Here is a 23,464-nt window from a genome sequence, read left to right as displayed (position 1 = left end):
GCTGAGGCTGGCCGCAAGGGCCGAAGCTGAAAAAGCCCGCCTATTTTTTGGGCGCAGCCGCGTCGTCCGCCGGCTTGCTGGCCTCCGGCGGTGCGCTGGCATTGAGCTGGGAGAGAATCCCGTCGGTGATGTCGTTGTCTCCCTTGTTGAACAGGACCACCGGCGTGTTGTTGACGGTTTCCGCGGCAACGTCAATCACCAGGGAGTAGCCCGCCGACTTGGACTTGCTATCCACCGCCTTGCGGATTTCGGCCAGAATGTTGTCGCGCATCCGGCGCCGCTGTTCGTCGATGGTCGAGTTGGCCTGGGCTTTGAACTTGGCCATGTTCTCCTTCTGGTCGTTCAGATCCCGCAGCTTGTCCTCTGCCTCGTGCTTTTTCTTGTCCCGTTCGGCTTCGGACATGGCCTGGTCTGTGGAGGCCGCCATCAGCGCCTTGTAGGCATCCGTGGCCTTGTCGTAATCGGCCATCATGCCCTTGAACTCCTTTTCCAAGTCAGCTCCCCGCGCCTTCAGCGCCGCATCGGCCTGCTTGGTCTTCCAGTAACCATCAAAAAGTTTCTTCAGGTCCACCGTGGCAATCTGGCCGTCCGCATACGCCGGAGCAGCCGCCAGCAGCAATCCCACAGCACAGGTTAACGCAATGATCTTCACTGTTCGTTTCATACGGAAAGGGAATCAAAATTCGCGGGTGTAGCCGACTCCAAACTGAAAGCGCCCGCTGGAGCTGACGCCCGGCGGCGAGGTGATGGGGATGCCGTAGTCCAGCCGGAGCGGACCGATGGGCAGGTTCAGGCGCAGGCCAATGCCCCAGTTGTCCGCGTAGCTGCCGGTGTCAAAACCGGGGCCGCGCGACGGATCGGGCGAAAGACTGAATGAGCCGGGATAAACCATGCCGATGTCATAGAACACCGCGAAGCGCAAACGTTCAATGATGGGAATGCTGTATTCAGCCGAGGCGAACCAGTAGGTGTCACCGCCGATGGGCTCGCTGCTGCTGCCGTCGAGCAACTGCTCGCGCGGGCCGATTTCGCGATACCGGTAACCGCGCAGGGAATAGAGGCCGCCCAAGTAATAGCGTTCGTAGAACGGCACGTCTTCGTTGCCCTTGAGGCTGTCCGCCACGCCGGCACGGCCGAATAATTCCAGCACGTGACCGGTGAAGAGCCCCTTGAAATACCACGCGCTCTTGACTTCCAGCTTGTAAAACTCCTTGTCGCCACCGAACGGCCCGCCGGTGAATTCAGTCGAAAGCTCCGTGCGCTGGCCCCGGTCCGGCAGCATGGTGTTGTTGCGTGTGTCATACGCCAGCGACAGGCCCACTTTCGACAACAGGGAATGGCCCGACTCGGAAGTGATCGACGCCGGGGCATTGGTGGATACGTTGACGATGCCCGCGTCTTCAATGGTGTAGCTCAGGCTGCCAATGAGAAAGTCGCTGCCCAACGCCCGCGTCAGGCTGAGCCGCGTGCCCGTCCGTTCCTCATCGTAAAGGCTCTCCAAGCTTTGATAGTTCAGCTCGCGGCGGTAAAGATCCACGCCCAACGACAATTTGCGGCCCAGGAACCAAGGTTCGACGAACGACATCAAGTAATCCTGCCGCTGCGTGCCCAACTGGACGCGCAGCCGGAATTTCTGGCCCGCGCCCGTAAACAGCGGCGGATTCGCAATGTCAAAATTGCCCTGGCTGAATTCCGCAAAGCCGACGATGGAATCCACCGAACTAAACCCGGCCCCCACAGACAGATTGCCCGTGTTCTTTTCCTCGACGCCGATGACGAGGTTTTTGCGATTCGGGATGTCGGTGGGCTCCGGTCGCGTGTCCACCTTGTCGAAGTATTGCAGGTTCTCCAGGCGCTGCTTGCTGATGTTTACGCGCACCATGTCGAACACTTCGCCGGGCGCCACCGCCAGTTCGCGCCGGATCACGCGATCCTTGGTCTTGGTGTTGCCGCGGATTTCAATCTTCTCAATGTAAGACTTCTGCCCCTCGTCCACGTTGTAGCGCAGGTCCATTGTCCCCTTTTCGGTGTTGGGGATTTTTGCCACGCGCAGGTTGCCGGACGAGCTGTTCACGTCGATGTAACCCTTCGCGCCGTAGAAATCCTCGACGCGCTGGATGTCCTTGCCGAGATTGTCGGGATTGAAGACAGCCCCGGGCTTGAGGAGCATTTTGTCCACGCTGTTGGTGGGAAACATCGGCGCGCCCTGAAACGTCACCGCGCCCACCTTGTAGGGCGTGCCCTCGTAAACGCTGATCTTGACGACCATCGTCCGCGGCGTTGGCCGTTCCAGTTGCACGTCCTTGATTTCAAAGTCGAGGTAGCCGTGCTGGCGATAAAACTGCGTCAGCCGGTCCCGGTCCTCATCAAACTGGTCGGCTTTGTAAACGCCGCTGCCGGTGATCCACGAGAGGAACCAGCGTTTGCGGGTCTTGATCACCTTGCGCAGTTTGCCTTGCGGAAAGGCCGTCGCCCCCACGAAATCCACCTCGCGGATTTTGACCTTCGGACTTTCCTTGATGTCAAACGTCACGGTGCCGCGGCCGGCGGCCTCCTCGATGTTCAGGACGTATTTCACCTCGGTGCCGGGGTAGCCGGCCTTTTCATACATCTTCTGGATGTCCTGGCTGTCGGTGAACAGCTTCCGCTCATCCAGCGGGTCGCCCACCCGCGAGGTGATTTTCTTCTTCAGCTTGGCGTCGTCATACTTGTGGTTGCCCTGAAAGCGGATATCGGTGAGCCGCGGCTTGGCCTGCACAAGGTAAGTCAGCGCCACGCCGTCGGCGGTGTTTTCCTCGGCCACGCGGATGTTATAGAAAAGGCCGGTGGCGTAGAGGTTCTTAATGTCATCATCCACGTTGAGGCGGATGTAAGGATCGCCGACCTTGACGCGGATGTTGGCGCGAATCAACTCGTCGCTGACGGTGGCCGGGCCGACGGGCTTGATTTCGATGCTGGCCACCTTGACGGGGTCAAGCTGGGCAAGGGCCGCGGCGGTGAAGAACAGCAACCCCAACAGCGCAATGAGCCAGCGGCAGGCGGACACCGCCGGTTGCTCAACCCGGCACATCTTCTTCGCTGACTTTTGCGGCACTTTCAAAACGTGTAATCGAGTTGAGGAACGTCAGGTTAACGTCGCCGGTCGGACCGTTGCGTTGCTTGGCGATGAGGAGGTTGACGGGGCGTGAGTCTTGATCTCCGCTGCCGCCGCCTTCTTCATCGTCCACGCTGGGCTTGTAAAGCAACCCCACCAGATCGGCATCCTGTTCAATGGAACCGGATTCGCGCAAATCCGACAGCCGGGGCTTGCGGCTTTTGTCCTTTTCCAATTCCCGGTTCAACTGGGCCAGCACAATGACGGGAACGTTGAGTTCCTTCGCCAAGGCTTTGATGCCACCCGAGATGTCCGCAATTTCCTGCTGCCGGCTTTCCTTTGCTCGCGCCGCAGTAGAGTGAAGCAACTGGAGGTAGTCAATGACCAAAAGTTTGATGCCGTGCTGCTGGTGCATGCGGCGCGCCTTCGCCCGCATTTGCAGGATGGAAAGGCCGGCCGAATCGTCAATAAACAGCGGCGCGCTCGCCATCTTGCCGGCGGCCCCGGTAAGCTTCGGGAAATCCCGCTCGGCCAGGAAGCCCTCGCGCACGTTGCGCAGATTGACGCGGGACCGGGAGCACAACATGCGCAGCACCAGCGATTCCGCGGTCATTTCCAGGCTGAACACGCCGACGGGCAGCCGTTCCTCGAGCACCACATGCTCCACGATGTTCATGGCCAGCGAGGTTTTGCCCATCGAAGGCCGCGCGGCAATGACGACCATCTCGCCCCCGTGCAGGCCGCTGGTCATCTTGTCGAAGTCGGCAAAGCCCGTGGAAATGCCCGTCAACATCCCCTGCCGTTGGTGAAAATCCTCAATTGTCGTGATGGCCTTCTTGACCAGCTCCTTCATCGAACTGGTGGCCCCCTGAATGCGCGATTCGCTGATGCGCAGCACGTCACGCTCCACCTCATCCATCAACGTGTCCACCTCGCCCTCGTTTTCGTAGGCGCGGGCCACGATGTCCGTGCAGGTGCGGATCATCTTCCGCAGCACCGCCTTTTCGAGCACGATGTCGAGGTAGTAACTCAGGTTGGCCGCGGACGGCACCGTGTCCTGCAACGATGACAAGTAAGCCAGGCCGCCCACCTGCTCGAGCATCTGCTTGTCCTTCAGGCGCTGTTGCAGCGTGATCAAATCCACCGCCTCGCGCTTGTCATACATCGCCTGGATGGCGTCGTAGATGGTCTGATGCCGGAGGTCGTAGAACACCTCGGAATCACCCTTGAACTTGGTGATACACTCGCCCATGCAGTCGTTGGGCGACCATAACAAGCATCCCAGCACGCCCTGCTCCGCCTCGATGGCATGGGGCGGCAGGCGGTCCAGCTTGGCCGGATCCAACGCCGCCTGCTTGCGGCGACGGGCACGCTTCAAGTCAACGGCGGGGCCGCCTTGATCAGCAACTGAATCAATCACGCGACAACGAAACTTAAAACACGACCACAAAGCGAGTCGAAGTTTTCACCTTAGAATTGACCAACTATCCACAATCTTTCAGAAACGAGTCTTAGGTGAAAACGGCAACTGGGTTGCAATCTGCATTTGAGGAAAGCTTTCCTCTTGGTGAACAACCTTAATAACTTCCAATTGCTGTATGCTGCAATTGGGATCATGATCCTCCCGTAAAACGGTGCAGGATCGAGGGTGGTTTTGGAAGCCACCAAGTTTGCTCTCAGTTGCCAGTCGAGGCTTGGCTGGATTTGGACTCCAGCATCACACTGAGTTAAACCTTGCTCGATCCTGCATCGTCAACGAAACGCCAAAACCGGTTCGCGGGCAAACCTGAATTATTGGGCGTTGGTCACAGTTTCTTCACAGTCCACCAAAGCCGGTGATTCTTTGAGGTGGGAGCAAATCCCGCCGGCTTCCGTCCAAGGAGCATGAAAACGCCCCTGCTCGCCCTGCTGTTCAGCGCGCCGCTGCTGCTCTCCGCACAAAATTCCGTCGTCAACACGAACATCGACATGCCCGGCTTTTTGAAGCTCGCACATGAGGCGGCGCAACATCGCGAAAGCCGGCGCGTTTCGGAGGCGGAATTCATCCGGATGAGCCGGGAACCGGACACGCTGGTGCTCGACGCACGCAGTCACGCGATGTTTGAGTTGCTGCACGTCAAGGGCGCGGTGAACCTGAGTTTCCCCGACATCAACGTCAACAGCCTGGCCCGGCTCATTCCCGACAAGGGACGGCGCATTCTCATTTACTGCAACAACAACTTCCTCAATGCGCCGCGGGCGTTCGCGACCAAAAGCCCGGCGGCCTCGCTCAATCTCTCGACCTATGTGGCGCTTTACACCTACGGCTACACCAACGTGTATGAACTGGGTCCGCTGCTGGACGTGAATGCCACCCGGATCAAACTGGAATCCACGTCCCGGAAAGCTGCCAGCCCGTAAATGACGCCGGCCGGCCCACAACGCAAACGGCGCGCCCGCAGGCGCGCCGTCAGGGGATTGCTCCCCGGTTCCTCCAGCCAGCAAATTCCTATACGCCCAGCTTCATGCCGTCGTTCAACGTCACCCAGCCCTGGGCCAGGGCATACTTGGTCAGCCCCGCCACGCTGTGGATGTTCAGCTTGCGCATCGCACGTTCGCGGTGCGTTTCCACGGTGCGCACACCGAGGCCCAGCACGTCGGCGATTTCCTTGTTGCTCAGGCCCTCGGCAATCCGGATGAGCACCTCCCGTTCGCGCACCGTGAGTGATTGTTCGCCGGACATCTGGCCGCGCACGACCTGGTTCAAGGCGATCTGCGCCACGTTTTCGCTGAAGAACGGCTCGCCCTTGGCCACCTGTTCGATGCCGCGCACGAGTTCTTCCACGGGCGATTCCTTGAACATGTAGCCGGCCGCGCCCGCCTGCACCATGCGCAGCACGTGGCCGGGCGCGCGGTAGATGGAGAGCACGAGCACGCGGGCGGCGGGCACGTCGCGCGCCAGCGCCACGGTGAGGTCGGCCCCGTTCATCACGGGCATTTCCACATCGGTAACCACCACGTCGGGCTGAAGGGCGCGGGCTTTTTCCAGCGCCTCCCGACCGTCGGCGGCTTCACCCACCAGCTCGATTTGTTCCTGCCGGCTCAAGCAGGCAGCCAACCCACGCCGCACGACCGGATGGTCGTCCACGAGCAATACCTTGATCCGCGACTTTGCTTTGTTCATGACGGGCTTCTCCTCAGAATGAATAACCGACTCCAATGACACCAAACACCGTTTGGCCCAGGTCCAACACCGCGGCACGCTGGCTGCCGGCATCGCGGTGGGTGTATTTGCCCGCGCCCTGGAATTGCATGCCGCCAAATATGGTCCAGTTCTCGTCCACCGTCCATGCCAGATTGGCCGCCACATAACCGCCCGGCAGCAGGTCGGACTTCGAGCTGGAACTGCCGGGATGGATCTGGGTCAGATTGATGGACGGGTCGGTTGTGACGGTTTCATCCCCAAACGTCAGGTCACTGGAAACATAGACCAGTGCCAGACCGCCGCTGACGTTCACCGACAACCGTGAGCTGACGGGGATTTCCACATAGGGGCCGACTTTGAAGCCGAACAGATTGGCCTCGAACTGCCGCCGGCCACTGATGGTGGCCGCACCGGCCAGTGTTTCCACTGTGCGATTGGGATCGCTGCCCAGCAACGGCCCCGGTGAATCCGACCCCGCGTAAGGGGCCGGCGGCACATAGCGGTCCCCCGTGCCCTCGTCGAGCGGCACTTCAAACAAGTCGGTGATCCGGTTGACACTGCCACTCACCGGGCGGGCATCCGTCACGTCGAGCGAGGTGAAGCCAAAGGCGGCTTCGACGCCCCATTTCCAACTGCCGTGATCCTGCAACTCGCGGGCGTAATTGATTTCAAAGCCGTGCAGCGGGTCGTCATCGCGGCTGCCCGTCGCGCCCGTGGCCGGGGCCGAGGTCACGTGCATGGCGACGAACCGGCTGTCCGCCGTATCGGTGATCTGGCTCGCGCTGGTGTAACCCCAGTTCCGCGTGGCGTGCAGATCGCCGTAGGAGTTGTTGTTGTCGTCCAGATAATTGTAGCCGTCCTCGTAAGTGCGGTTTTCCTGGTAACCGGTGGCCGGCCCCGGATTGGCGCCGGATGGCGGCGTGATGCCACCGAGGTTTTCAAATTTGACGCCCACGTTGAATCCAGCGCGGTAGCTGACGCGGACCCGGTTGGGCCTGGCCGTGGCGGTTTTTTGCAGGCTGGCCGCGAGCGCGCTGCCATCCAGTCCGTCCGCCTGGGCGAACGCCGACGCAGCGCCCACCGCGGTGGCGAGCACGAGGTAATGAGGTTGAAGGCGACGTTTCATGGAAAGCATTCTCGGGTGAATCCGCAGCATGATTACGGCATCAACAGAACCCGGTAGAAGCGCGCTTTGGCATCCTTGGGCAGACTGGGCGTGTTGGGCTGGCCATTGTCAATCCAGACATACCACGAGCCGTTGCCGGCGACGGCGTTTGGCGTGGTGCCCCACGTCTTCAGGTCGCTGCTGTATTGCACGGCATAGACCCGATTTGACTGGGTGCCGAATTCCAGTTGAAAGGTGCCGTTGGGCAGCATCTTTCCGGTGCGGATGGGCTGCGCCACACCGCCCACAGCCACCGCCCCGCCGCCTTCCTCCACCGGCACGATCTCCGCAAACAACGTGGGGTTCGGCAGCACGCCGCCCGTGGAATAATACTGCACGATGATGTCCACGTAACCGCCCGCCGGCACGGGGAAATTCGACTGCACGTAAGGCACGCCGTTCAGCACGCCTGAGATGTTGAACAACCGCACTTCGGGCGCGAGATTGCCGACGAACACCCGCACCGCCGGATAGGCATTGTAGGTTGGGTTGAGCACCCGGATGGTTTGCTCATACAGGCTCGTGCGCGGATTCAAATGAATCCCCGCCACGGTCACGATCGGCGGATGCTCCAGCACTGTCACCCTGTTCGTGGTCGAGACGCCCACCGCCCCCCGGTCGTCCGTGGCCCGCGCGCTCAACTGGTAGGTGCCCGGCGGCACGTTGGTCAGCACCGTGAAATACGGCCCGCCGTTGGTGATTTGCGCGACGCGGTTGGTGCCGACGAACAATTCCACCTGGGCCACCGTGCCATCCGCATCGGCCGCGTTGGCCAGCAGCGTGAAGTCCACGGGACCAATAAACGTGGCACCATTCGTGGGGCTCGTGATGCTCACCGTGGGCGGCGCGTTGAGAGTGATGGCAAACGTCTGCGGCGCCGAAGTGTCCACACCGCCGTTCGCAGTGCCGCCATTGTCACGCGCCACCACCGACACGTTCGCGGTGCCGAAAGCACCAGCCGCCGGCGTGAAGGTCAGCGTGCCATTGGCGCTTAGGGCGGGTTGCACCGCAAACAACGCCTGGTTGTCGCTGCTCACCTGGAAAGTCACCACCTGATCCGCTTCATTGGCCGGACCGGCGCTGATGTTAGAGGCCCAGCCCGCGATGCTTTGGGCCGGCGCGTTTTCCGGCAGAAGTCGATCTGCGCCCTTCACAAACGACGGGGCGTCATTCACCGGCACCACCGTGATGTTGACGGTCAACGGCCCCACGTTGGTCTGGCCGTCGGAAATCGTGAATGTAAAGCTGTCCGCGCCATTGTAATTCGTCGCCGGCTGATACGTGAACGACCCATTCGGATTCAAACTCAGGCTTCCGTGCACAACCGAAGTCGCCACCGCCGCGCTCAAATTGTCCGCGTCCCCATCCACCACCCCGGCCAGAACGCCCGGCGCGGCCACCGTCAACACAGAATCTTCGTTGATGGTGTAGTCCCCGCCCGCCCAATTGTTGGTGTTCGGCGGATCATTCACCGGCGTCACCGTGATGCTCACGGTCGCCACGGCGCTGTTCGTCTGCCCGTCGTTCGCCAGGAACGTGAAGCTGTCCGGACCGTTGTAGTTCGCCGCCGGGGTGTAGGTCAGATTCGGAGCGGTGCCGCTCAAGGTGCCGTGCGCCGGCTGCGTCGACACCGTGAAGCTCAGACTGTCGCCGTCCAGATCGGAACCACTCAACGTGATCGCCTTCGCCGTGTCTTCCGGCGTCGTCACACTCTGGTTGTCCGCCACCGGTGCGTCATTCACCGGCGTCACCGTGATGCTCACGGTCGCCACGGCGCTGTCGGCTAAGCCATCAGTGGCCTTGTAAGCAAAGCTGTCCGGGCCGTTGTAATTGGTCTCTGGCAAGTAGGTGAAGCTTCCGTCGGCATTGAAGGCAAGCGTTCCATGACTGGGGCCGGTAACGAGGGTGGCGGAAAGTTGATTGCCATCCGCGTCCGTGTCATTCGCCAACACGCCGGGCGCGGACACGGCGAGCGAACCATCCTCCGGCACGGAATAGGCATCGTCGCCGGCCACGGGCGGGCGGTTAATGCTCAACACTGTCACCCAGCGGGAGGAGTTGTCCATGTAAGAGGCATCATCTTCCGAACTCAACACCTGGGCGTAATTGGTGATGGCCTGCCCAAATGAAATGTTGGTCGAAATCTGCGCCTGGAACGTCACCACACCGCCCATCCCTGGACCGACATCGCCCACATCCCAAAACACCGTGTTCCCGGCGACTTCACCCCCATTGAGTGACGCAATCACGGGGACGAGCTGCGGAGGCAGAACATCGCTGATTTGCGAACCCACCGCGATGTTCGTGGTCGTCGCCGTGTTGGTATAGGTCAAGGTGTAAGTGATGATGTCGCCGGCCGCCGCCGTGGCCGGACCGATCTTGGTCAAGGCAAGGTTTGGTGCGCCAGGCCCGGGTGCCGGTTTATGAACTTGCAGGTTCCCCATCGAGTTTGGGGAGCCACTGAGCATGAGTGAACTGCCCGTGTTCAAGTGGGCGCCGGCCGCCAGCCGGGCATCGAAGCTGACGAAGCCCGTCCCGCCGGCATAGTTGATGACAAATGTATAGGACCAATCCTGCCCCTCAGGAGCCGACAACGTCGGACCGGAAACGAAGGTCACATTCGTCGAAGTCGAAAAATTGCGGAGATCCTGAAAACCCGGTGTGGTGCCGGTGAGGTGCGGAAAAGTAATCGTTACGCTTTGGTTGTTGACTGCAGAACCAGATATCAAGAGCCGGCAGGGAATGTAATCAAGTTCGCGCCAATTCTGCAAATTGCTGGTGGTCCATGTGGTGCTGCCGCGCGACTGTCCTTGCAAGGAGTAGGACACGGCGCGGGCGGCGAGCGTGGAGAAAACCAACAGCCCGGCCGCGAGGCAGGTGCCCAGGGTGCGGTTTGCATTCATAACACAGAATTGCTTCATGTCGTTAACAGCAGGTTAATTCCGCGGGGAATATGCACAATCAGGGCAGGACAGTGACCCATCCCCCGGTCCACGACGAAACACCAGCCCGGGACAACCCCGGGATTCGCGGAGGGATTGAAACGGATTTGGGCCCGGTAAACAAAAAAGCCGGCCTAGATCGGCCGGCTGAAGAAGAATTTGAAATAAATGCTAACGCGTGGCTTCGCGCTGCACCCACGAAGTGGCGTAGTGGGTCAATTCTGCGGCACTCTTCAGGTTGAGCTTCTTTTTGATCTGCTCGCGGTAGTATTCAATCGTCTTGATGCTGAGGTGCAGTTGCGAAGCGATATCCTTCGTTTTCTTCCACTGGCCGATAAGTTGGAACACCTCCAGTTCCCGGTCGCTGAGGCTCTTCACCGGCGATTCCTGGATGGTGTTCTGGCCGCGCACCTGTTGCTGCAGCATGCGGGCCGCCTGCACGTCGCTGACGTAAATCGAACCGGCCAGGACACGGCGGATGGCGGTCAGGATCTTGTCCACCGCCTCTTGTTTCATCAGGTAACCGAGCGCCCCGGCGCGAAAGGCAATCTCGGCGTAAATGGATTCATCATGGACGCTCACCACGAGCACGGGCAGGCCCGGATGCTGCGCCTTGATGTTGCGCATCAATTCGAGGCCGCTGCTGTCCTTCAACGAAATGTCGGCGATGACCAGGTTGGGCTTCAACGTCCCGATGGCGCTCATGGCGCGCGAGGCGTCTTCTTCTTCACCGCATACAACAAGGTCGTTCTGCCGATTGATGAGTTGCGCGATACCGTAACGGACAACGGCGTGGTCATCCACCAGTAGAATTCGGGCTCTACTGTCCTTGGCTTGACGATCTTTGGCTTGTGCCATTTTTGGTTCACAGTGTTCGGTTGCGATTCTGGCCGCGTTGGTTCCAGGACTTCCGGTCAATTTTCAATTCGGATGCAACCGCATACTGGATAAAGCGCATCCGGGACGCAACTTGATAACTCGTCGGAGCATCTCGAAGCAAATCCCGCGCCCGCGACCAGTTCCGCATGATGCTGGCCCGCCCACCCGCCAAAATGTCCCGGTTCAAGACGTGCGTGACTCGAACCCGGCACCGCCACTGCCTTGACTCGCCCCGCTCCGTCCCTAGATTGCGCGGATGTTGTTTGTGCCTGCCCGGTTCCGGAAACGCTGATGCCATGAAGAAACCTTCCCTGCTCATCATCTTCCTCACCGTCTTCATCGACCTCATTGGTTTCGGCATCGTTTTACCCCTGCTGCCGCGTTATGCGGAGAAATTCGGCGCGGAAGGGTTCATGATCGGCGTCATCATCGCGTCGTTTTCGGTGATGCAATTTTTCTTCGCACCGGCGTGGGGACGGCTTTCCGACAAGATCGGACGGCGACCCGTGTTGTTGATCAGCACCGCCGGTTCAGCCGTTTCGTATGCCCTGTTCGCTCTGGCTGCGGCACCACGCCTGAGTCCGCACGCGGCCCTGGCGGTCCTGCTCGCCTCACGCGTCTTTGCGGGCATTTGCGGCGCCAACATCTCGGTGGCCTCGGCGTATATCGCGGATGTGACCCCGCCGGAAAAACGGTCCCGCGGCATGGGTATGATCGGGATGGCCTTCGGGCTGGGATTCATTCTCGGGCCGGTGATTGGCGCGCTCAGCGCGAGCGGATTCGGCCTCGCGGGTCCGGGCTGGGTGGCTTCGGCCATCTGCATCACGAATTTCCTCCTCGCCGTGATGATCCTCGCGGAAAGCCGCACCCCGGGCACGGCCAGCGCTCCGACCCGGCCGAAACTGGCCCAATGGGCGCATGCGCTGAAAATGCCGCGCGTCGGCTTTTTGATCGGCCTGTATTTTCTGGCCACGTTTTGCTTCGCCTGTTTTGAAAGCACCCTCCCGCTGCTGCTCGCGTCACCGGGGTTTCATCCCGATGACTTCAAGAATCCAACTGCTCTGGCGCAAAAAATCAGCGCGGGCACGGACCCGGTTTCGGCCCGCCTGCGCTCCCTGATGCCGGCCCAGGCACTCGCCGATTTGCAGCAAACCTCCGCCCCGACGGCACTCCGCCGCAAATTGTTCGATGACGTGAATGCGCTGTTGCTGCAGCCACACTTGTTCGACGTCGCCGCATGGCAGCAGGTCAACCTGCGCCCGGAGACGGCGAAACTGACCACCGCGAATCTGCGGTCGGATTCGTTGCGCCACTTCAACCGTCTCCTGCTGGAAGATGCATATCCGGCGGAAATCAAACGGCAGAAGTTTTATTACGACGAAAAGCACATCGGCTACCTGTTTGCGTTCTGCGGACTCATGTCGGCGATGGTGCAGGGCGGCATGATCGGACGGCTGGTGAAGCGCTTCGGCGAGCCAAAGCTGATTTCCAGCAGCCTGGTGCTGGTGGGCTTGAGCCTGCTCATCATTCCCTACGCCGCCACCCTCGTGGTTCTGCTGGTCGGGCTCGCGGCCGTCGCCATGTCGTCGGGCCTCAATCGCGCGCCCACCATGGGGTTGATTTCCATCTTCACACCGCAGGAAGAACAGGGCGGGATTCTGGGCGTCACGCAAAGCGCGGGCACGTTGGGCCGCATCTTCGGCCCGTTGTTCGCGACGAGCGCCTACGCGCTTTATCCGCATTCGCCATATCTCGCAGCAGCGGCCCTGTGCGTCATCGCCGGCTTGATTGCCGCGCAAAAATTACGTCACGCGCGGCCGGTGCACACCGAAGCCACGGCCGCCTAGCGGAGAAACATTTCCGCCGCCGCGTCGGCGAAGCGCAGGCCCAGGCGGTTCAGGCGGAACCGTTCATCGTTCGTTTCCGCCCAGCCGCGCGCCACCAAGGCTTGCATGTCCTGCGCCCAGTGCTCGCGAAGTTCATGGCCCGTGGCTTCCCGGAAGGCCGCAAACGGCCAGCCGGCGGTCAGGCGCAGTCCAAAGGCCGCGATTTCCCCGGCCCGCTTCAAGGGCGGCAGTTCCTCCCGTGATTCGAAGGCGCGGATGCCGCGTTCCAACTGCTCACAGTAAAGCGGTGTGTTGGACCAGTTACGGGTGCGCAAGCCCTTGACGTAGCCGGTGGCACTCGGTCCCAGCCCCAGATAATCGCCGCCGCGCCAGTAATTCACATTGTGCCGGCAGGCAAACGTCGGAATCGCGGGATCATCCAGATCGGGCTTGGGCAGCGGCGCGGTGGCGCTTTGATGGCGGGCAAAATTGGCCACTTCATACTGCTCGACGCCGGCGGCACCGGCACGGTCAATCAACGCTTCATACATGTCGCAGGCCAGATCTTCATCCACGTCAAATTCACCGGCCTGCAACTGCGCGAAGAGCGGTGTGTCCTGCTCGTAGATCACCTCATAGCACGACAGGTGTTCGCTCTCCAAGGCCAGCGCCTCGTCCAGCGTGCGCTGCCAGACTGCCATGCTCTGCCCGGGAATGGCAAACATCAGATCCACGTTGAGGTTTTGGAAGCCTGCCGCGCGCAGGATGTCGAAGGACTTGAATACCTGCTCCCGCGAATGAATGCGGCCCAACCGCTCAAGCAGCGTTTCGTCGAGCGACTGCACGCCCAGGGAGACGCGGTTCACACCGTGTTCCCGCAGCAAGCGGGCCTTGTCGGCCGAAACGGTGGCCGGGTTGCATTCGACCGTCCATTCCGCCGCGCCCAAAAGCCCCAAGCGGTCCATGGTTCGAAAAATCTGCTCCCATTGGCGCAGATTGAGCAACGACGGAGTGCCGCCCCCAAAGAAAACGGTCTGCGGCCGCACGGCGTCCGCCACGAGTTCCAGCTCGCGCGTCAGCGCGGCAACGTAACGGTTGATAATGTCCCCGGAAGATGCCTCGGAATAGAACGCGCAATACTCGCATTTATGCGCACAAAAGGGCACGTGCACATAAAGGCTTTTGACGGGTGAAACAACGGCATCGACCATGCCGCCAATTTAGCGGCGGGCGCGGGAGGCGTCACGCAAAAGCCCCGATGCCAGGCCCGTGCCCGGCACCGGAGTCAAGCGCGCTGCTCAGGCCGCTTCGCGATGCACATTCAGCGCCTTGGGCCCTTTTTCGCTGTCCACGAGCTCGAAGGTCACCGAATCGCCTTCATTGAGCGTCTTGAAGCCCGTGCCAGCGATGCAGGTGTGATGCACAAACACATCCTTGCCCTGCTCCTGCGCAATGAACCCAAACCCCTTTTTGTTGTCGAACCACTTCACTTTGCCACTGCTCATAACGATCTCCTTCCTTCCTGCCACGTGTCGCTCCGCACTCTTCCGCCCGACCGCTTTCTGGGCCGTGAGACATCAACGAAAGGAGCGAAGCACACTTTCGCCATGATAATATAAATTCACCTATAGGTGGTCAATCATTTGATATTCTAACCATCTTTTGACCCGAAGAGAGCAGCAAATGTTGTTTCGACGGTTCGTTGAACGCGGTGGCAATCCGCAACCAGCTGGGCAACCAGCTAGATTTCCAGCGCCCGGTCAAGGAGTTGGGCAAGATGACTCAGAATCGCAACTTCGTTGACGGCCATCGTGGCGCCGCGCGCCACGAGGTCGGCTTGCGTGTGGTCATTCATCTCCCGCCCGAAGGCGATCACGGGAATGTGCGCGGTGGCGGCATCGGCACGGAGTTGCATCAGGGCCTGCACCACCTCCGGCGTGTTGCTCTCAACGTCTGCCAGAATGATCATGGCTTTTTCCGTGAGGGCTGCGGCGACCAATTCCGGCGGCTTGCCCACGACGTGCAGGCGGTAGCGCAACGCCTCCAGGCGTTGCGTCAACTGCGTGGCAATCAACCCTCTTTCGCACAGCAACAGGGCAAGCGGTTCGTTCACGCGCCGAAAGTAGGTTGACGCAAAAAAAACGCAAAACGTTTCCTGCCGGCGGGTCGTTGAACCCATCCGCGCCAAAACGAGGCTTGACGCTCCCCCCCGCTGTATTTAGCGTTTGGCTAGAACGGTAAAGTTTGCTGGTTTACCAGCGCGCCAAGTCGGAAGAATAAAATCTGCCGACTTTTTTGTTCCCCAGACGGGGAGAAGAGAGAACGAGTTATGAACGCAGATCTTCTTGCAGTATTGGAGTATTGGGAAAAGGAAAAGGGCATCGGCCGCGATGTTTTGCTGGCTGCTGTCCAGGAATCCCTCCTTTCTGCTGCCAAGAAGGCCGTCGGTCCGGCGCGGGAACTGCGGGTTGATATCGAACCCAAAACCGGTGACATCAAGGCGTTTGCCAAACTCGTCGTGGCTGAACGGGTCATTTCCAAGCACGACCAAATTTCCCAGTTCGACGCGCGTCGCATCAACCCCGAGGCCAAAATCGGCGACGAACTGGAAATCGAAGTCACCCCGACCGGTTTCGGCCGCATTGCGGCGCAGTATGCGAAGCAGACCATCATGCAGCAGTTGCGCAAGGCCGAAAAGGCGCTCATTTTCGCGGAATTCAAAGATCGCGTGGGTGACATCATCAGCGGCACGGTCCGGCGGTTTGAACGCTCCGACGTCATCGTCGATCTCGGCAAGTATGAAGCCCTGCTGCCCAACCGGGAACGCGTCCCGACGGAAGAATACCAGATCGGCGAGCGCATCCGCTGCTACGTCAAGGCCGTTGAACAAACGGCCCACGGCCCGGAAATCATTTTGTCCCGCGCCGACCCGCGCTTCGTGGTGAAGCTGTTCCAGCTGGAAGTGTCCGAAATCAACGATGGCACCATCGAAATCAAAGGCATCGCCCGCGAACCGGGCTTCCGCACCAAACTCGCGGTCTGGACCCGTGATGAAAAAGTGGATCCGGTCGGCGCCTGTGTCGGCCTGCGCGGCCAGCGCGTGAAAAACATTGTCCGCGAGTTGAACAATGAGAAGGTGGACATCATCCGCTGGGATCCGAACATTCGCAACTTCCTCACGAACGCATTGTCGCCCGCCAAGCTGAAGACCTTCGAGATTGATGAGGAAACGCGGCGGGCCCGGATCATCGTCAGCGAAGACCAGCTTTCCCTGGCCATCGGCAAACGCGGCCAGAACGCGCGTCTCACCTCCAAGCTGACCGGCTGGCAGGTGGATATCGAACCCGAAGTGGTCGTGACGAAAGGCTTTGAAGAGAAAGTCGCGGAAGCCGTCGAGTCGCTGGCCGCGATTCCCGGGCTCACGCGCGAGCAGGCCGACGTGCTCGTGCATCATGGATTTGGCAGTCTCGAACTGTTGCTGCAGGCGGAGGAAAGCGACCTGGCCGAAATCCCGGAAGTGGCGGCCCACGCCGGCGCGATTTTGCAGTCTGCGCGCGAAGAGGCCGCCCGCCGCACGATCAAGGTTGGCGAGACCGAAATCTCCGGCTGATTTATGCCGCCGGTGGCGACCATTTGGAATTTTAGCTCGGGCCTATGAATGCTGGGGTGGCAGTTCAAGGCGCGAGCATATTGAAACTATGCCCGTTCGCATCTACGACATTGCTAAGAAACTTGGCTTGGAGAACAAGGAAGTAATAACCAAAGCCAAAGAACTGGGTATTTCCGCCGCCAAAGTCCCTTCCAGCTCTCTCGACAAGATCACCGCCGAATATCTGGAGCAGCAGATCATCGAGTCCCATCCGGCCCTGAAAGCCAAGATCGCGGCGCCCGAGCCCGCGGTGCCCCCGGCCCCGCCTGTTCCCGTCGAAATCAAGGTTGAAACGCCACCCCCCGAGCCGCCCAAACCCGAACCCGCGCCGGTGGTGCTCATCCGCCACGAACCCGCGCCAGAAACCAAGCCGGAACCCGCGCCCGCCGCTTCTCCCGCACCGGCAGAACCGGCAGAACCGGCCTCAGTCGAACCGCAGGCGCCCGCAACCGAGGCCGCCCCGGCTCCAGCCCCGGAACCGCCGCCCGCTCCGGAGCCTGCTCCGGCGCCGGTTGCCCCCGCGGCGCCACCCGCGCCGGCCGCCCCCGCCACTCCCCCGCCGCCCAAGGTGGGCCAGTTGGTGGGCCGCATCAATTTGCCCATGCGCAGCGGTCCCCGCTCCTCCGACCGGGGCGCCGGCCGGCCTGCCGGACGGCCCGGAGCACCGCAACGCGATGACCGTCAAAACCGACCCGGCACGCCGCCACGCGGGGGGCAAGCCGGGCGCGGAACTGGCGCGCCGGCTGCCAAGGCGCCGCCGACCCGGTCGGGTGGCCCGGCAGCCACCAACATTGATCTGCCCGAGGACGCCGCCATCATCCGGCTCAAGCCACCGATCGTGGTGCGCGACCTTGCCGAACAGTTGAAGCAAAAGCCATTTGTCGTCATCGCTGAATTGATGCAGCTCGGCGTGTTCGCCAGCGTCAATCAGACGGTGGACGAAGGCGTCGCGCAACGCGTGTGCGCCAAGTTTGGCGTGCGGTTTGAAGTTGAAAAACGCGCCAAGGGCGAGGGTCAGGTTCACAAACCGCAGCCGAAGGTCGAGGTGGTGGAGGACGAAGACCGTCCGGAAGATCTCAAACCCCGGCCGCCCGTCGTCACCATCATGGGTCACGTGGACCATGGCAAGACCACGCTGCTCGATGTCATTCGCAAATCGGACGTCGCCAAGGGCGAAGCCGGCGGCATTACGCAGCACATCGGCGCTTACACGATTTCCGTGCCGCATCCGGAGAAGAAGGGCGAACTGCAACAAATCACCTTCCTCGACACCCCGGGCCATGCCGCGTTCAGCTCCATGCGCGCGCGCGGCGCGAACGTCACCGACATTGTGGTGCTCGTCGTCGCAGCGAATGACGGCGTCATGCCACAAACGCTCGAAGCGCTGAGCCACGCCAAGGCCGCCAAGGTTCCAATCATTGTGGCCGTCAACAAGTGCGACCATCCGAATGCCAACCCGATGCAAGTGCGGCAGCAATTGCAGGACAAGGGCGTGGTGCCCGACGACTGGGGTGGTGACAACATTTTTGTGGATTGTTCGGCGCTGACCAAGCAGGGCGTGGACAAATTGCTCAGCGCGATTGTGCTGCAAGCCGACCTGCTCGAACTGAAGGCGAACCCCACGCGCGGCGCCAAGGGCAACGTCATCGAGTCCGGCCTCGAGCCCGGCGGCCCCATAGCAACGGTGCTGGTGCGGAAGGGCACCCTGCACGTCGGCGACGTCATTTTGTGCGGCGAGCATTACGGCAAGGCCCGTGCGCTGATCAACGAAGAAGGCAAACGGCTCAAGGAGGCCGGCCCCTCCGTGGCCGTGCGCGTCCTCGGCCTGAATGGCGTGCCTGAAGCCGGCATCGAATTCGTCGTTGCTGAAGACGAAAAGACCGCCCGCGAAATCGGCGAGAAACGCGCCCAGGAAAACAAGAGCGCCGAACTCGAGAACCGCGCCAAGGTGACGTTGGAAAACCTGTTCGCCACGCTGGACGCGCAGCAAAGCAAGGCGCTCAAGGTCATCGTCAAGGCCGACACGCAAGGCTCCGTCGAGGCCATCGTCAGCGAAATCACCAAGATCGAATCCGACAAGGTGACGCTGGAGGTCGTTCACAGCGCCGTCGGCACCATCACGGAATCCGACGTTGCGCTCGCCGCGGCGTCCAAGGCGGTCATCCTCGGCTTCCACACGCGCATTGACACCGGTGTCAATGACAAGGCGAAGCATCACGGCGTGCAGATCAAGCTTTACGCCATCATCTACGAACTCGTGGACGAGGTGAAGGCGGCCATGGCCGGATTGCTCGAGCCGGTCCTCAAGGAAACCACCACCGGCACGGCCGAAGTGCGCAAGGTGTTTGAACTCTCGAAGGGCGTGCCGGTGGCCGGTTGCATGGTCACCAACGGGCGGATCGTGCGCGGCAAAGTGCGCGTGCGCCGCCGCAAGGACCTCATCTACGAGGGGGTTACGCAGTCGCTGCGCCGCTTCCAGGACGAAGTGAACGAAATCCGCGCCGGCATGGAATGCGGCATCCGCATCGAGGGGTTTGGCGAATTTCAGGAAGGCGACATCATCGAGTGCTACGCGGTCGAGAAGGTGGCCCAGAAACTTTGACGTCACCGGTCAGCGCCGGATGACCCCGCCGGCGACCGGACGTCCGGCGGTCCCGCTGGAGTTAAGAGCATCATGGCTTCGCGCAGAATAGAACGGGTCAACGAACTGTTGAAACACGAGATCGGCGAAATTATCCGCCGCGAACTGTCCATCACCGACGTGGGCCTCGTGTCCGTCAACGCCGTGGAAACCTCCGGCGACCTCCGGTCCGCCAAGGTTTTCATCAGCCTGCTGGGCAAGCCCGACCAGCAAAAGCGCGCGCTCAAGCGGATCGAGGAAAAACGCGTGCTGATTCAAGGCCAGATTGGCCGGGCCATCGTGCTCAAATACACCCCCACCCTCACGTTCATCATGGATGACACGATTGAGAAGGCGCACCGGGTGCTGCAAATCATTGACGAAATCGAGCGCACTGGCTCCGGGCCCGCCGCTTGAATCGATTCCGGCATGAAGCCCCATCCCAAAATCATCGATCGCATCGTGGACGCCGTGCACGAGCACCAGACCTTCTGCGTGGTCGGCCACATGCGCCCGGACGGAGATTGTGTTGGCTCCCAACTCGGCCTGACCCTCGCCCTGCTGGCCGAAGGCAAAAAAGTCTCCTGCTGGAACCAGGATCCCATTCCGCAAAAATACCGCTTCCTGGATCTGGACAATGTCATCCAGCCGCCCAAACCGGGACAGGAGTTTGATTGCGTCATTGCCACCGACGCGGCGAGTTTCGAGCGGCTGGGCACCGTGGGCGAGCACATCGCCCGGCGCAAGTTTTTCATCAACATCGACCATCACGAGAGCAACACGCGTTACGCGAACTTGAACTGGGTTTCCGCCCGCGAGCCCTCGACTGGCGAGTTGATTTTCCGCCTCCTGAAAGCCGCCCGCTGGCCGATCACCAAGCCCATTGCCGACTGCCTGTTCACGGCCGTGTCCACCGACACGGGTTCGTTTCAATATCCGACCACGCGCCCGAGCACCTACCACACCGCCGCAGAACTGGTGTCGCGCGGAGCCAACCTCGCGCACATCTGCCACGAGGTTTATCAATCCTATCCGGTCTCGCGGGCCAAGCTGTTGCAGCACGTCTATTCCCATTTCCACCTCACGCACAACAACCGCATCGGCTATTTCTGGCTGCGAAAGCGCGACTTCACCCGGACCGGCGCCGACACCGCGGATTCGGAGGGGTTGATCGACCATATTCGCGCCATCGAGCCCGTGGTGGTGGCCGTCACGTTCGAGGAGATGGAACCGGAGTGCACGCGCGTCAGTCTCCGCTCCAAATCTCCCAAGGTGAACGTCAACGAGATCGCGGGACAGTTTGGCGGAGGCGGCCATCCCGCGGCCGCCGGCGCGCGCATTGCCGGTTCCCCGCTCTCGGTCCAGCGTCGCGTCATCGCCGCCATCAAACAGGCGATCAACCGCGCCAAGTAATTTCATCGCATGCACGAATTCACCGCGCTCGACGGCGCGCTGCTCATCGACAAACCCGCCGGCCCCACGTCGCATGACGTCGTGGACAAAATCCGCCGCACGTTCGGCATCAAGAAGGTCGGCCACTGCGGCACGCTCGACCCAAACGCCACCGGCCTGCTCATCATCGTGCTGGGCCGCGGCACGAAACTCTCCGAACGCCTGATGTCCGACGACAAGGTTTACGAAGGCACCATCAAGTTTGGCGAGACGACCGACAGCTACGATTGCGACGGTGAAATCACCGCGACCAAGGCGGTGCCGCCGTTGACGCTGGAGCAGTTGAATGAAGCCTGCGCGCCGTTCATCGGCGACATCATGCAGACACCGCCGATGGTTTCGGCCATCAAGAAGGACGGTGTGCCGCTCTACAAACTGGCGCGCAAGGGCGTCGAGGTGGAGCGTGAGCCGCGCCTCGTGCACATCTACAACTTCCGCTTCACGAGCTACGCCGAGCCGCTCGGCCAGTTCCGGCTGGCCTGCACCAAGGGCACCTACGTCCGCAGCGTCGCGCATGAACTCGGCCAGCAACTCGGTTGCGGCGCGCATCTCGCCACCCTGCGCCGCGCCGTCTCCGGCAAGTTCGACGTCGCCGATGCGCTGCCGCTCGAATCGATCCTGCAAATGAGCCAGGCGCAGTTGGAAAAACGCGTGATTCCGTTCTTGAAGCTGGCGTCCGCCTGAGGCAGGAAAAGTCGTCGTGTGAAAGTCATCCGCCAAGCCGCTGATCTCCCGACCAACGGACGCAAAGTCTGTCTGGCCATCGGCGTCTTCGACGGCGTGCACCTCGGGCACCAGCAAATCATCCGGCAAACCATCGCCGATGCGCGCCAGCACGACGGCCTCGCCCTCGTGGTGACGTTTGACCGGCATCCGGCGGTCATCGTGGCGCCGGACCGCGTGCCGCCGCTGATCCATCCGCTGCCGCAAAAGCTCCGCGCGATCGCCTCGCTCGGCGCCGACGCAACATTGCTCATCGAGTTCACCCGTGCCTTCAGCGAACAAACCGGTGAGGAGTTCATCCGTAAACTCGCGAATGAACTCGGCAAGCTCCAGAGCATCTGCGTCGGCGCGGACTTCGTCTTCGGGCACAAGCGCAGCGGCAACGTCCCCCTGCTCCGCCAGCTCGGCGCTGAACTTGGCTTCACGGTCCACGGCATGGCCGCCGTCGCGCTCGACAACGAAGTCGTCAGCAGCACGCGCATCCGCGCCGCGATTCAAGCCGGCGACTTCGACGCCGCGAGTCAGATGCTGGGCCGCACTTACTCCATCAGCGGGCCCGTGGTGCGCGGCGATCAACTCGGCCACCAGCTCGGCTTCCCCACGGCGAATCTGGACATGACCGGCCTCGTCCTGCCACCCGACGGCGTTTACGCCGCGCGGGTGTTTTATCGTGACGCGGGCGGGACGCCCGTGAGCCCCTCGGTTTCAAATGCAACAGAAGCTCACGGGCGGGGCGCCCGTGCCGCCACTTTCCATGCCGCGCTCAACCTCGGCACGCGTCCCACGGTGAAAACCGGCAAGCACGAACGCCGCTTCGAGGTGCATCTCTTGAATTTCGCCGGCGACCTTTACGGACAGGAATTGGAAGTGGAATTCATTGCCAAGCTCCGCGCCGAAATGAAGTTCGCATCGCTTGATGCATTGAAGGCGCAAATCACCGCCGACATTGCGGCAGCCGCGAAGTGCTTCTAGTCAAATCCCCCCGAACCGCCGGTGGCGCCGGGCGTATTCCTCCAGCGCTTCGATGAGTTGCGGTTTGCGGAAATCGGGCCAGAGGGTCGGCGTGATGACAAACTCCGCGTAGGAAATCTGCCAGAGCAGGAAATTGCTCACGCGCATCTCGCCGCTCGTGCGAATCAGCAGGTCCGGATCTGGCCAGTGGCGCGTGTGCAGGTGTTCGGAAATGACCCGCTCGGTGATCTCGGAAGGATCCAGCTTGCCGTCCTTGGCCTTGGCGGCGATGGCCCGCACCGCGTCCAACAGTTCGCTGCGCCCGCTGTAGCTCAGCGCGAGAATGAGCGTCAGTCCGTTGTTCTTTTCCAGCGTGGCAATGGATTTGCGAACCTGCTCCTGCACGTTCTCCGGCAGCCGCCAGATCTGGCCGATGACCTGGAGCCGGACATTGCTCTTGTTCAATTCGGGCGTCTCACGCTTCAGATACTGCACGAGGTATTTCATCAGCGTATCCACCTCGTCCTTGGGACGGTTCCAGTTCTCGGTCGAGAACGCGTAGAGCGTGAGATACTTGATGCCCAGCTCGCCCGCCGCGCGAATGATGGCGCGCGCCGATTCCGCACCCTGCCGGTGCCCCTCCACGCGCGGCAGATGCCGCTGCTTCGCCCAACGCCCGTTGCCATCCATGATGATGGCGACGTGCTGGGGCAGTTGATCGGCCGGCGGGACCCAATCGGGCGGCTGGCTACCGGGATCGGTCATACTTCGAGGACTTCCTGTTCCTTGCGCTGCCCGATTCGGTCAATCTCGGCGATCACCGTGTCGATATGCTTCTGGAGACGCTCCTGGCCGCGCCGCGAGTCGTCTTCCGAGATCTTCTTGTCCTTTTCGAGCTTCTTGAAGTGGTCGACACCATCGCGGCGGCAGTTGCGAACCGCCACTTTGCTCTCTTCGACTCGCTTCTTGATCATCTTTA

Annotated in this window: 20 protein-coding genes; 8 read left to right on the top strand and 12 right to left on the bottom strand. The window is 61.3% G+C overall.

Features of this window, described 5'->3' with window-relative positions:
* Positions 1-40: 40 nt before the first annotated feature.
* Genes VFV96_09675 through dnaB form a run of 3 tightly spaced genes read right to left on the bottom strand, consistent with a single transcriptional unit; the run spans position 41 to position 4,514 of the window.
* A complete protein-coding gene (locus VFV96_09675; protein HEU5070664.1) occupies positions 41-664 on the bottom strand; it encodes an OmpH family outer membrane protein in 624 nt (207 codons plus the stop codon).
* Positions 665-676: 12 nt separating this feature from the next.
* The gene (bamA, locus tag VFV96_09670) at positions 677-3,094 is read right to left on the bottom strand and encodes an outer membrane protein assembly factor BamA (GenBank protein ID HEU5070663.1); all 2,418 of its coding nucleotides are present in this window, start codon (positions 3,092-3,094) and stop codon (positions 677-679) included.
* Positions 3,057-4,514 carry a replicative DNA helicase gene (gene dnaB, locus VFV96_09665; GenBank protein HEU5070662.1) on the bottom strand — a complete coding sequence of 486 codons (1,458 nt, stop codon included), beginning with the start codon at positions 4,512-4,514 and terminating at the stop codon, positions 3,057-3,059. Before dnaB ends, bamA begins: the two co-directional genes overlap by 38 nt.
* 464 nt (positions 4,515-4,978) lie before the next feature.
* Here dnaB and VFV96_09660 point away from each other — a divergent pair, with 464 nt between their 5' ends.
* Positions 4,979-5,494 (top strand): rhodanese-like domain-containing protein, encoded by a 516-nt coding sequence (locus VFV96_09660; protein ID HEU5070661.1) that lies wholly within the window; start codon positions 4,979-4,981, stop codon positions 5,492-5,494.
* Positions 5,495-5,582: 88 nt separating this feature from the next.
* On the opposite strand, the gene VFV96_09655 is transcribed toward VFV96_09660, so the two are convergent.
* From VFV96_09655 to VFV96_09640, 4 genes are all read right to left on the bottom strand, one after another.
* The gene (locus tag VFV96_09655; protein HEU5070660.1) at positions 5,583-6,257 is read right to left on the bottom strand and encodes a response regulator transcription factor; all 675 of its coding nucleotides are present in this window, start codon (positions 6,255-6,257) and stop codon (positions 5,583-5,585) included.
* Between the two features lie 13 nt (positions 6,258-6,270).
* Positions 6,271-7,404: a hypothetical protein gene (locus VFV96_09650; GenBank protein ID HEU5070659.1), complete on the bottom strand. Its 1,134-nt coding sequence runs from the start codon at positions 7,402-7,404 to the stop codon at positions 6,271-6,273.
* Between the two features lie 32 nt (positions 7,405-7,436).
* Entirely contained in the window at positions 7,437-10,346 is a 2,910-nt protein-coding gene (locus VFV96_09645; protein HEU5070658.1) for an Ig-like domain-containing protein, read from the bottom strand.
* 210 nt (positions 10,347-10,556) lie between these two features.
* Complete coding sequence (locus VFV96_09640; protein HEU5070657.1) at positions 10,557-11,243, bottom strand: response regulator transcription factor; 687 nt, start codon at positions 11,241-11,243, stop codon at positions 10,557-10,559.
* 167 nt (positions 11,244-11,410) lie between these two features.
* Between VFV96_09640 and VFV96_09635 the strand changes: the two genes are divergently transcribed.
* Positions 11,411-13,111: an MFS transporter gene (locus tag VFV96_09635; protein HEU5070656.1), complete on the top strand. Its 1,701-nt coding sequence runs from the start codon at positions 11,411-11,413 to the stop codon at positions 13,109-13,111.
* On the opposite strand, the gene VFV96_09630 is transcribed toward VFV96_09635, so the two are convergent.
* The 3 genes from VFV96_09630 to VFV96_09620 all read right to left on the bottom strand — a co-directional run bounded on the left by VFV96_09630 (position 13,108) and on the right by VFV96_09620 (position 15,203).
* The gene (locus tag VFV96_09630; GenBank protein HEU5070655.1) at positions 13,108-14,301 is read right to left on the bottom strand and encodes a coproporphyrinogen-III oxidase family protein; all 1,194 of its coding nucleotides are present in this window, start codon (positions 14,299-14,301) and stop codon (positions 13,108-13,110) included. The genes VFV96_09635 and VFV96_09630 overlap by 4 nt on opposite strands.
* Positions 14,302-14,388: 87 nt before the next feature.
* On the bottom strand, positions 14,389-14,595 hold the full coding sequence (locus VFV96_09625) for a cold-shock protein (protein ID HEU5070654.1): 207 nt from the start codon (positions 14,593-14,595) through the stop codon (positions 14,389-14,391).
* 236 nt (positions 14,596-14,831) lie between these two features.
* Positions 14,832-15,203 (bottom strand): hypothetical protein, encoded by a 372-nt coding sequence (locus tag VFV96_09620; GenBank protein HEU5070653.1) that lies wholly within the window; start codon positions 15,201-15,203, stop codon positions 14,832-14,834.
* 216 nt (positions 15,204-15,419) lie between these two features.
* Here VFV96_09620 and nusA point away from each other — a divergent pair, with 216 nt between their 5' ends.
* The 6 genes from nusA to VFV96_09590 all read left to right on the top strand — a co-directional run bounded on the left by nusA (position 15,420) and on the right by VFV96_09590 (position 22,506).
* Positions 15,420-16,700, top strand: coding sequence for a transcription termination factor NusA (nusA, locus tag VFV96_09615; protein HEU5070652.1), 1,281 nt, complete (start codon positions 15,420-15,422; stop codon positions 16,698-16,700).
* A gap of 88 nt (positions 16,701-16,788) precedes the next feature.
* A complete protein-coding gene (infB, locus tag VFV96_09610; protein HEU5070651.1) occupies positions 16,789-19,341 on the top strand; it encodes a translation initiation factor IF-2 in 2,553 nt (850 codons plus the stop codon).
* A 72-nt stretch (positions 19,342-19,413) separates the two neighbouring features.
* Entirely contained in the window at positions 19,414-19,776 is a 363-nt protein-coding gene (gene rbfA, locus VFV96_09605; GenBank protein HEU5070650.1) for a 30S ribosome-binding factor RbfA, read from the top strand.
* 12 nt (positions 19,777-19,788) lie between these two features.
* The gene (locus VFV96_09600) at positions 19,789-20,772 is read left to right on the top strand and encodes a bifunctional oligoribonuclease/PAP phosphatase NrnA (GenBank protein ID HEU5070649.1); all 984 of its coding nucleotides are present in this window, start codon (positions 19,789-19,791) and stop codon (positions 20,770-20,772) included.
* Positions 20,773-20,781: 9 nt separating this feature from the next.
* Positions 20,782-21,495 (top strand): tRNA pseudouridine(55) synthase TruB, encoded by a 714-nt coding sequence (gene truB / locus VFV96_09595; protein HEU5070648.1) that lies wholly within the window; start codon positions 20,782-20,784, stop codon positions 21,493-21,495.
* 18 nt (positions 21,496-21,513) lie between these two features.
* Positions 21,514-22,506, top strand: a complete 993-nt coding sequence (locus VFV96_09590) for a bifunctional riboflavin kinase/FAD synthetase (protein HEU5070647.1) — start codon at positions 21,514-21,516, stop codon at positions 22,504-22,506.
* Here the strand turns inward: VFV96_09590 and VFV96_09585 are convergent, their stop codons facing one another.
* Both VFV96_09585 and VFV96_09580 read right to left on the bottom strand, forming a co-directional pair.
* The gene (locus VFV96_09585) at positions 22,507-23,250 is read right to left on the bottom strand and encodes an isoprenyl transferase (protein ID HEU5070646.1); all 744 of its coding nucleotides are present in this window, start codon (positions 23,248-23,250) and stop codon (positions 22,507-22,509) included.
* Positions 23,247-23,464 (bottom strand): ribosome recycling factor (locus tag VFV96_09580; GenBank protein ID HEU5070645.1); only part of this gene is annotated, 218 nt, incomplete at its 5' end. The genes VFV96_09580 and VFV96_09585, both read right to left, overlap by 4 nt.

Source organism: Verrucomicrobiia bacterium (assembly GCA_035765895.1).
Taxonomy (GTDB): domain Bacteria; phylum Verrucomicrobiota; class Verrucomicrobiia; order Limisphaerales; family DSYF01; genus DSYF01.
Note: the sequence above shows the minus strand (reverse complement) of the source record. Positions and strands in the feature narration are given on the sequence as shown.

What these genes read in the sequence shown, in the direction of transcription:
- VFV96_09675 (HEU5070664.1), bottom strand. Translation starts at nt 664, where the DNA reads ATGAAACGAACAGTGAAGATCATTGCGTTAACCTGTGCTGTGGGATTG.
- VFV96_09660 (HEU5070661.1), top strand. Translation starts at nt 4,979, where the DNA reads ATGAAAACGCCCCTGCTCGCCCTGCTGTTCAGCGCGCCGCTGCTGCTC.
- VFV96_09655 (HEU5070660.1), bottom strand. Translation starts at nt 6,257, where the DNA reads ATGAACAAAGCAAAGTCGCGGATCAAGGTATTGCTCGTGGACGACCAT.
- VFV96_09650 (HEU5070659.1), bottom strand. Translation starts at nt 7,404, where the DNA reads ATGAAACGTCGCCTTCAACCTCATTACCTCGTGCTCGCCACCGCGGTG.
- VFV96_09645 (HEU5070658.1), bottom strand. Translation starts at nt 10,346, where the DNA reads ATGAATGCAAACCGCACCCTGGGCACCTGCCTCGCGGCCGGGCTGTTG.
- VFV96_09640 (HEU5070657.1), bottom strand. Translation starts at nt 11,243, where the DNA reads ATGGCACAAGCCAAAGATCGTCAAGCCAAGGACAGTAGAGCCCGAATT.
- VFV96_09635 (HEU5070656.1), top strand. Translation starts at nt 11,411, where the DNA reads ATGATGCTGGCCCGCCCACCCGCCAAAATGTCCCGGTTCAAGACGTGC.
- VFV96_09630 (HEU5070655.1), bottom strand. Translation starts at nt 14,301, where the DNA reads ATGGTCGATGCCGTTGTTTCACCCGTCAAAAGCCTTTATGTGCACGTG.
- VFV96_09625 (HEU5070654.1), bottom strand. Translation starts at nt 14,595, where the DNA reads ATGAGCAGTGGCAAAGTGAAGTGGTTCGACAACAAAAAGGGGTTTGGG.
- nusA (HEU5070652.1), top strand. Translation starts at nt 15,420, where the DNA reads ATGAACGCAGATCTTCTTGCAGTATTGGAGTATTGGGAAAAGGAAAAG.
- infB (HEU5070651.1), top strand. Translation starts at nt 16,789, where the DNA reads ATGCCCGTTCGCATCTACGACATTGCTAAGAAACTTGGCTTGGAGAAC.
- rbfA (HEU5070650.1), top strand. Translation starts at nt 19,414, where the DNA reads ATGGCTTCGCGCAGAATAGAACGGGTCAACGAACTGTTGAAACACGAG.
- VFV96_09600 (HEU5070649.1), top strand. Translation starts at nt 19,789, where the DNA reads ATGAAGCCCCATCCCAAAATCATCGATCGCATCGTGGACGCCGTGCAC.
- truB (HEU5070648.1), top strand. Translation starts at nt 20,782, where the DNA reads ATGCACGAATTCACCGCGCTCGACGGCGCGCTGCTCATCGACAAACCC.
- VFV96_09585 (HEU5070646.1), bottom strand. Translation starts at nt 23,250, where the DNA reads ATGACCGATCCCGGTAGCCAGCCGCCCGATTGGGTCCCGCCGGCCGAT.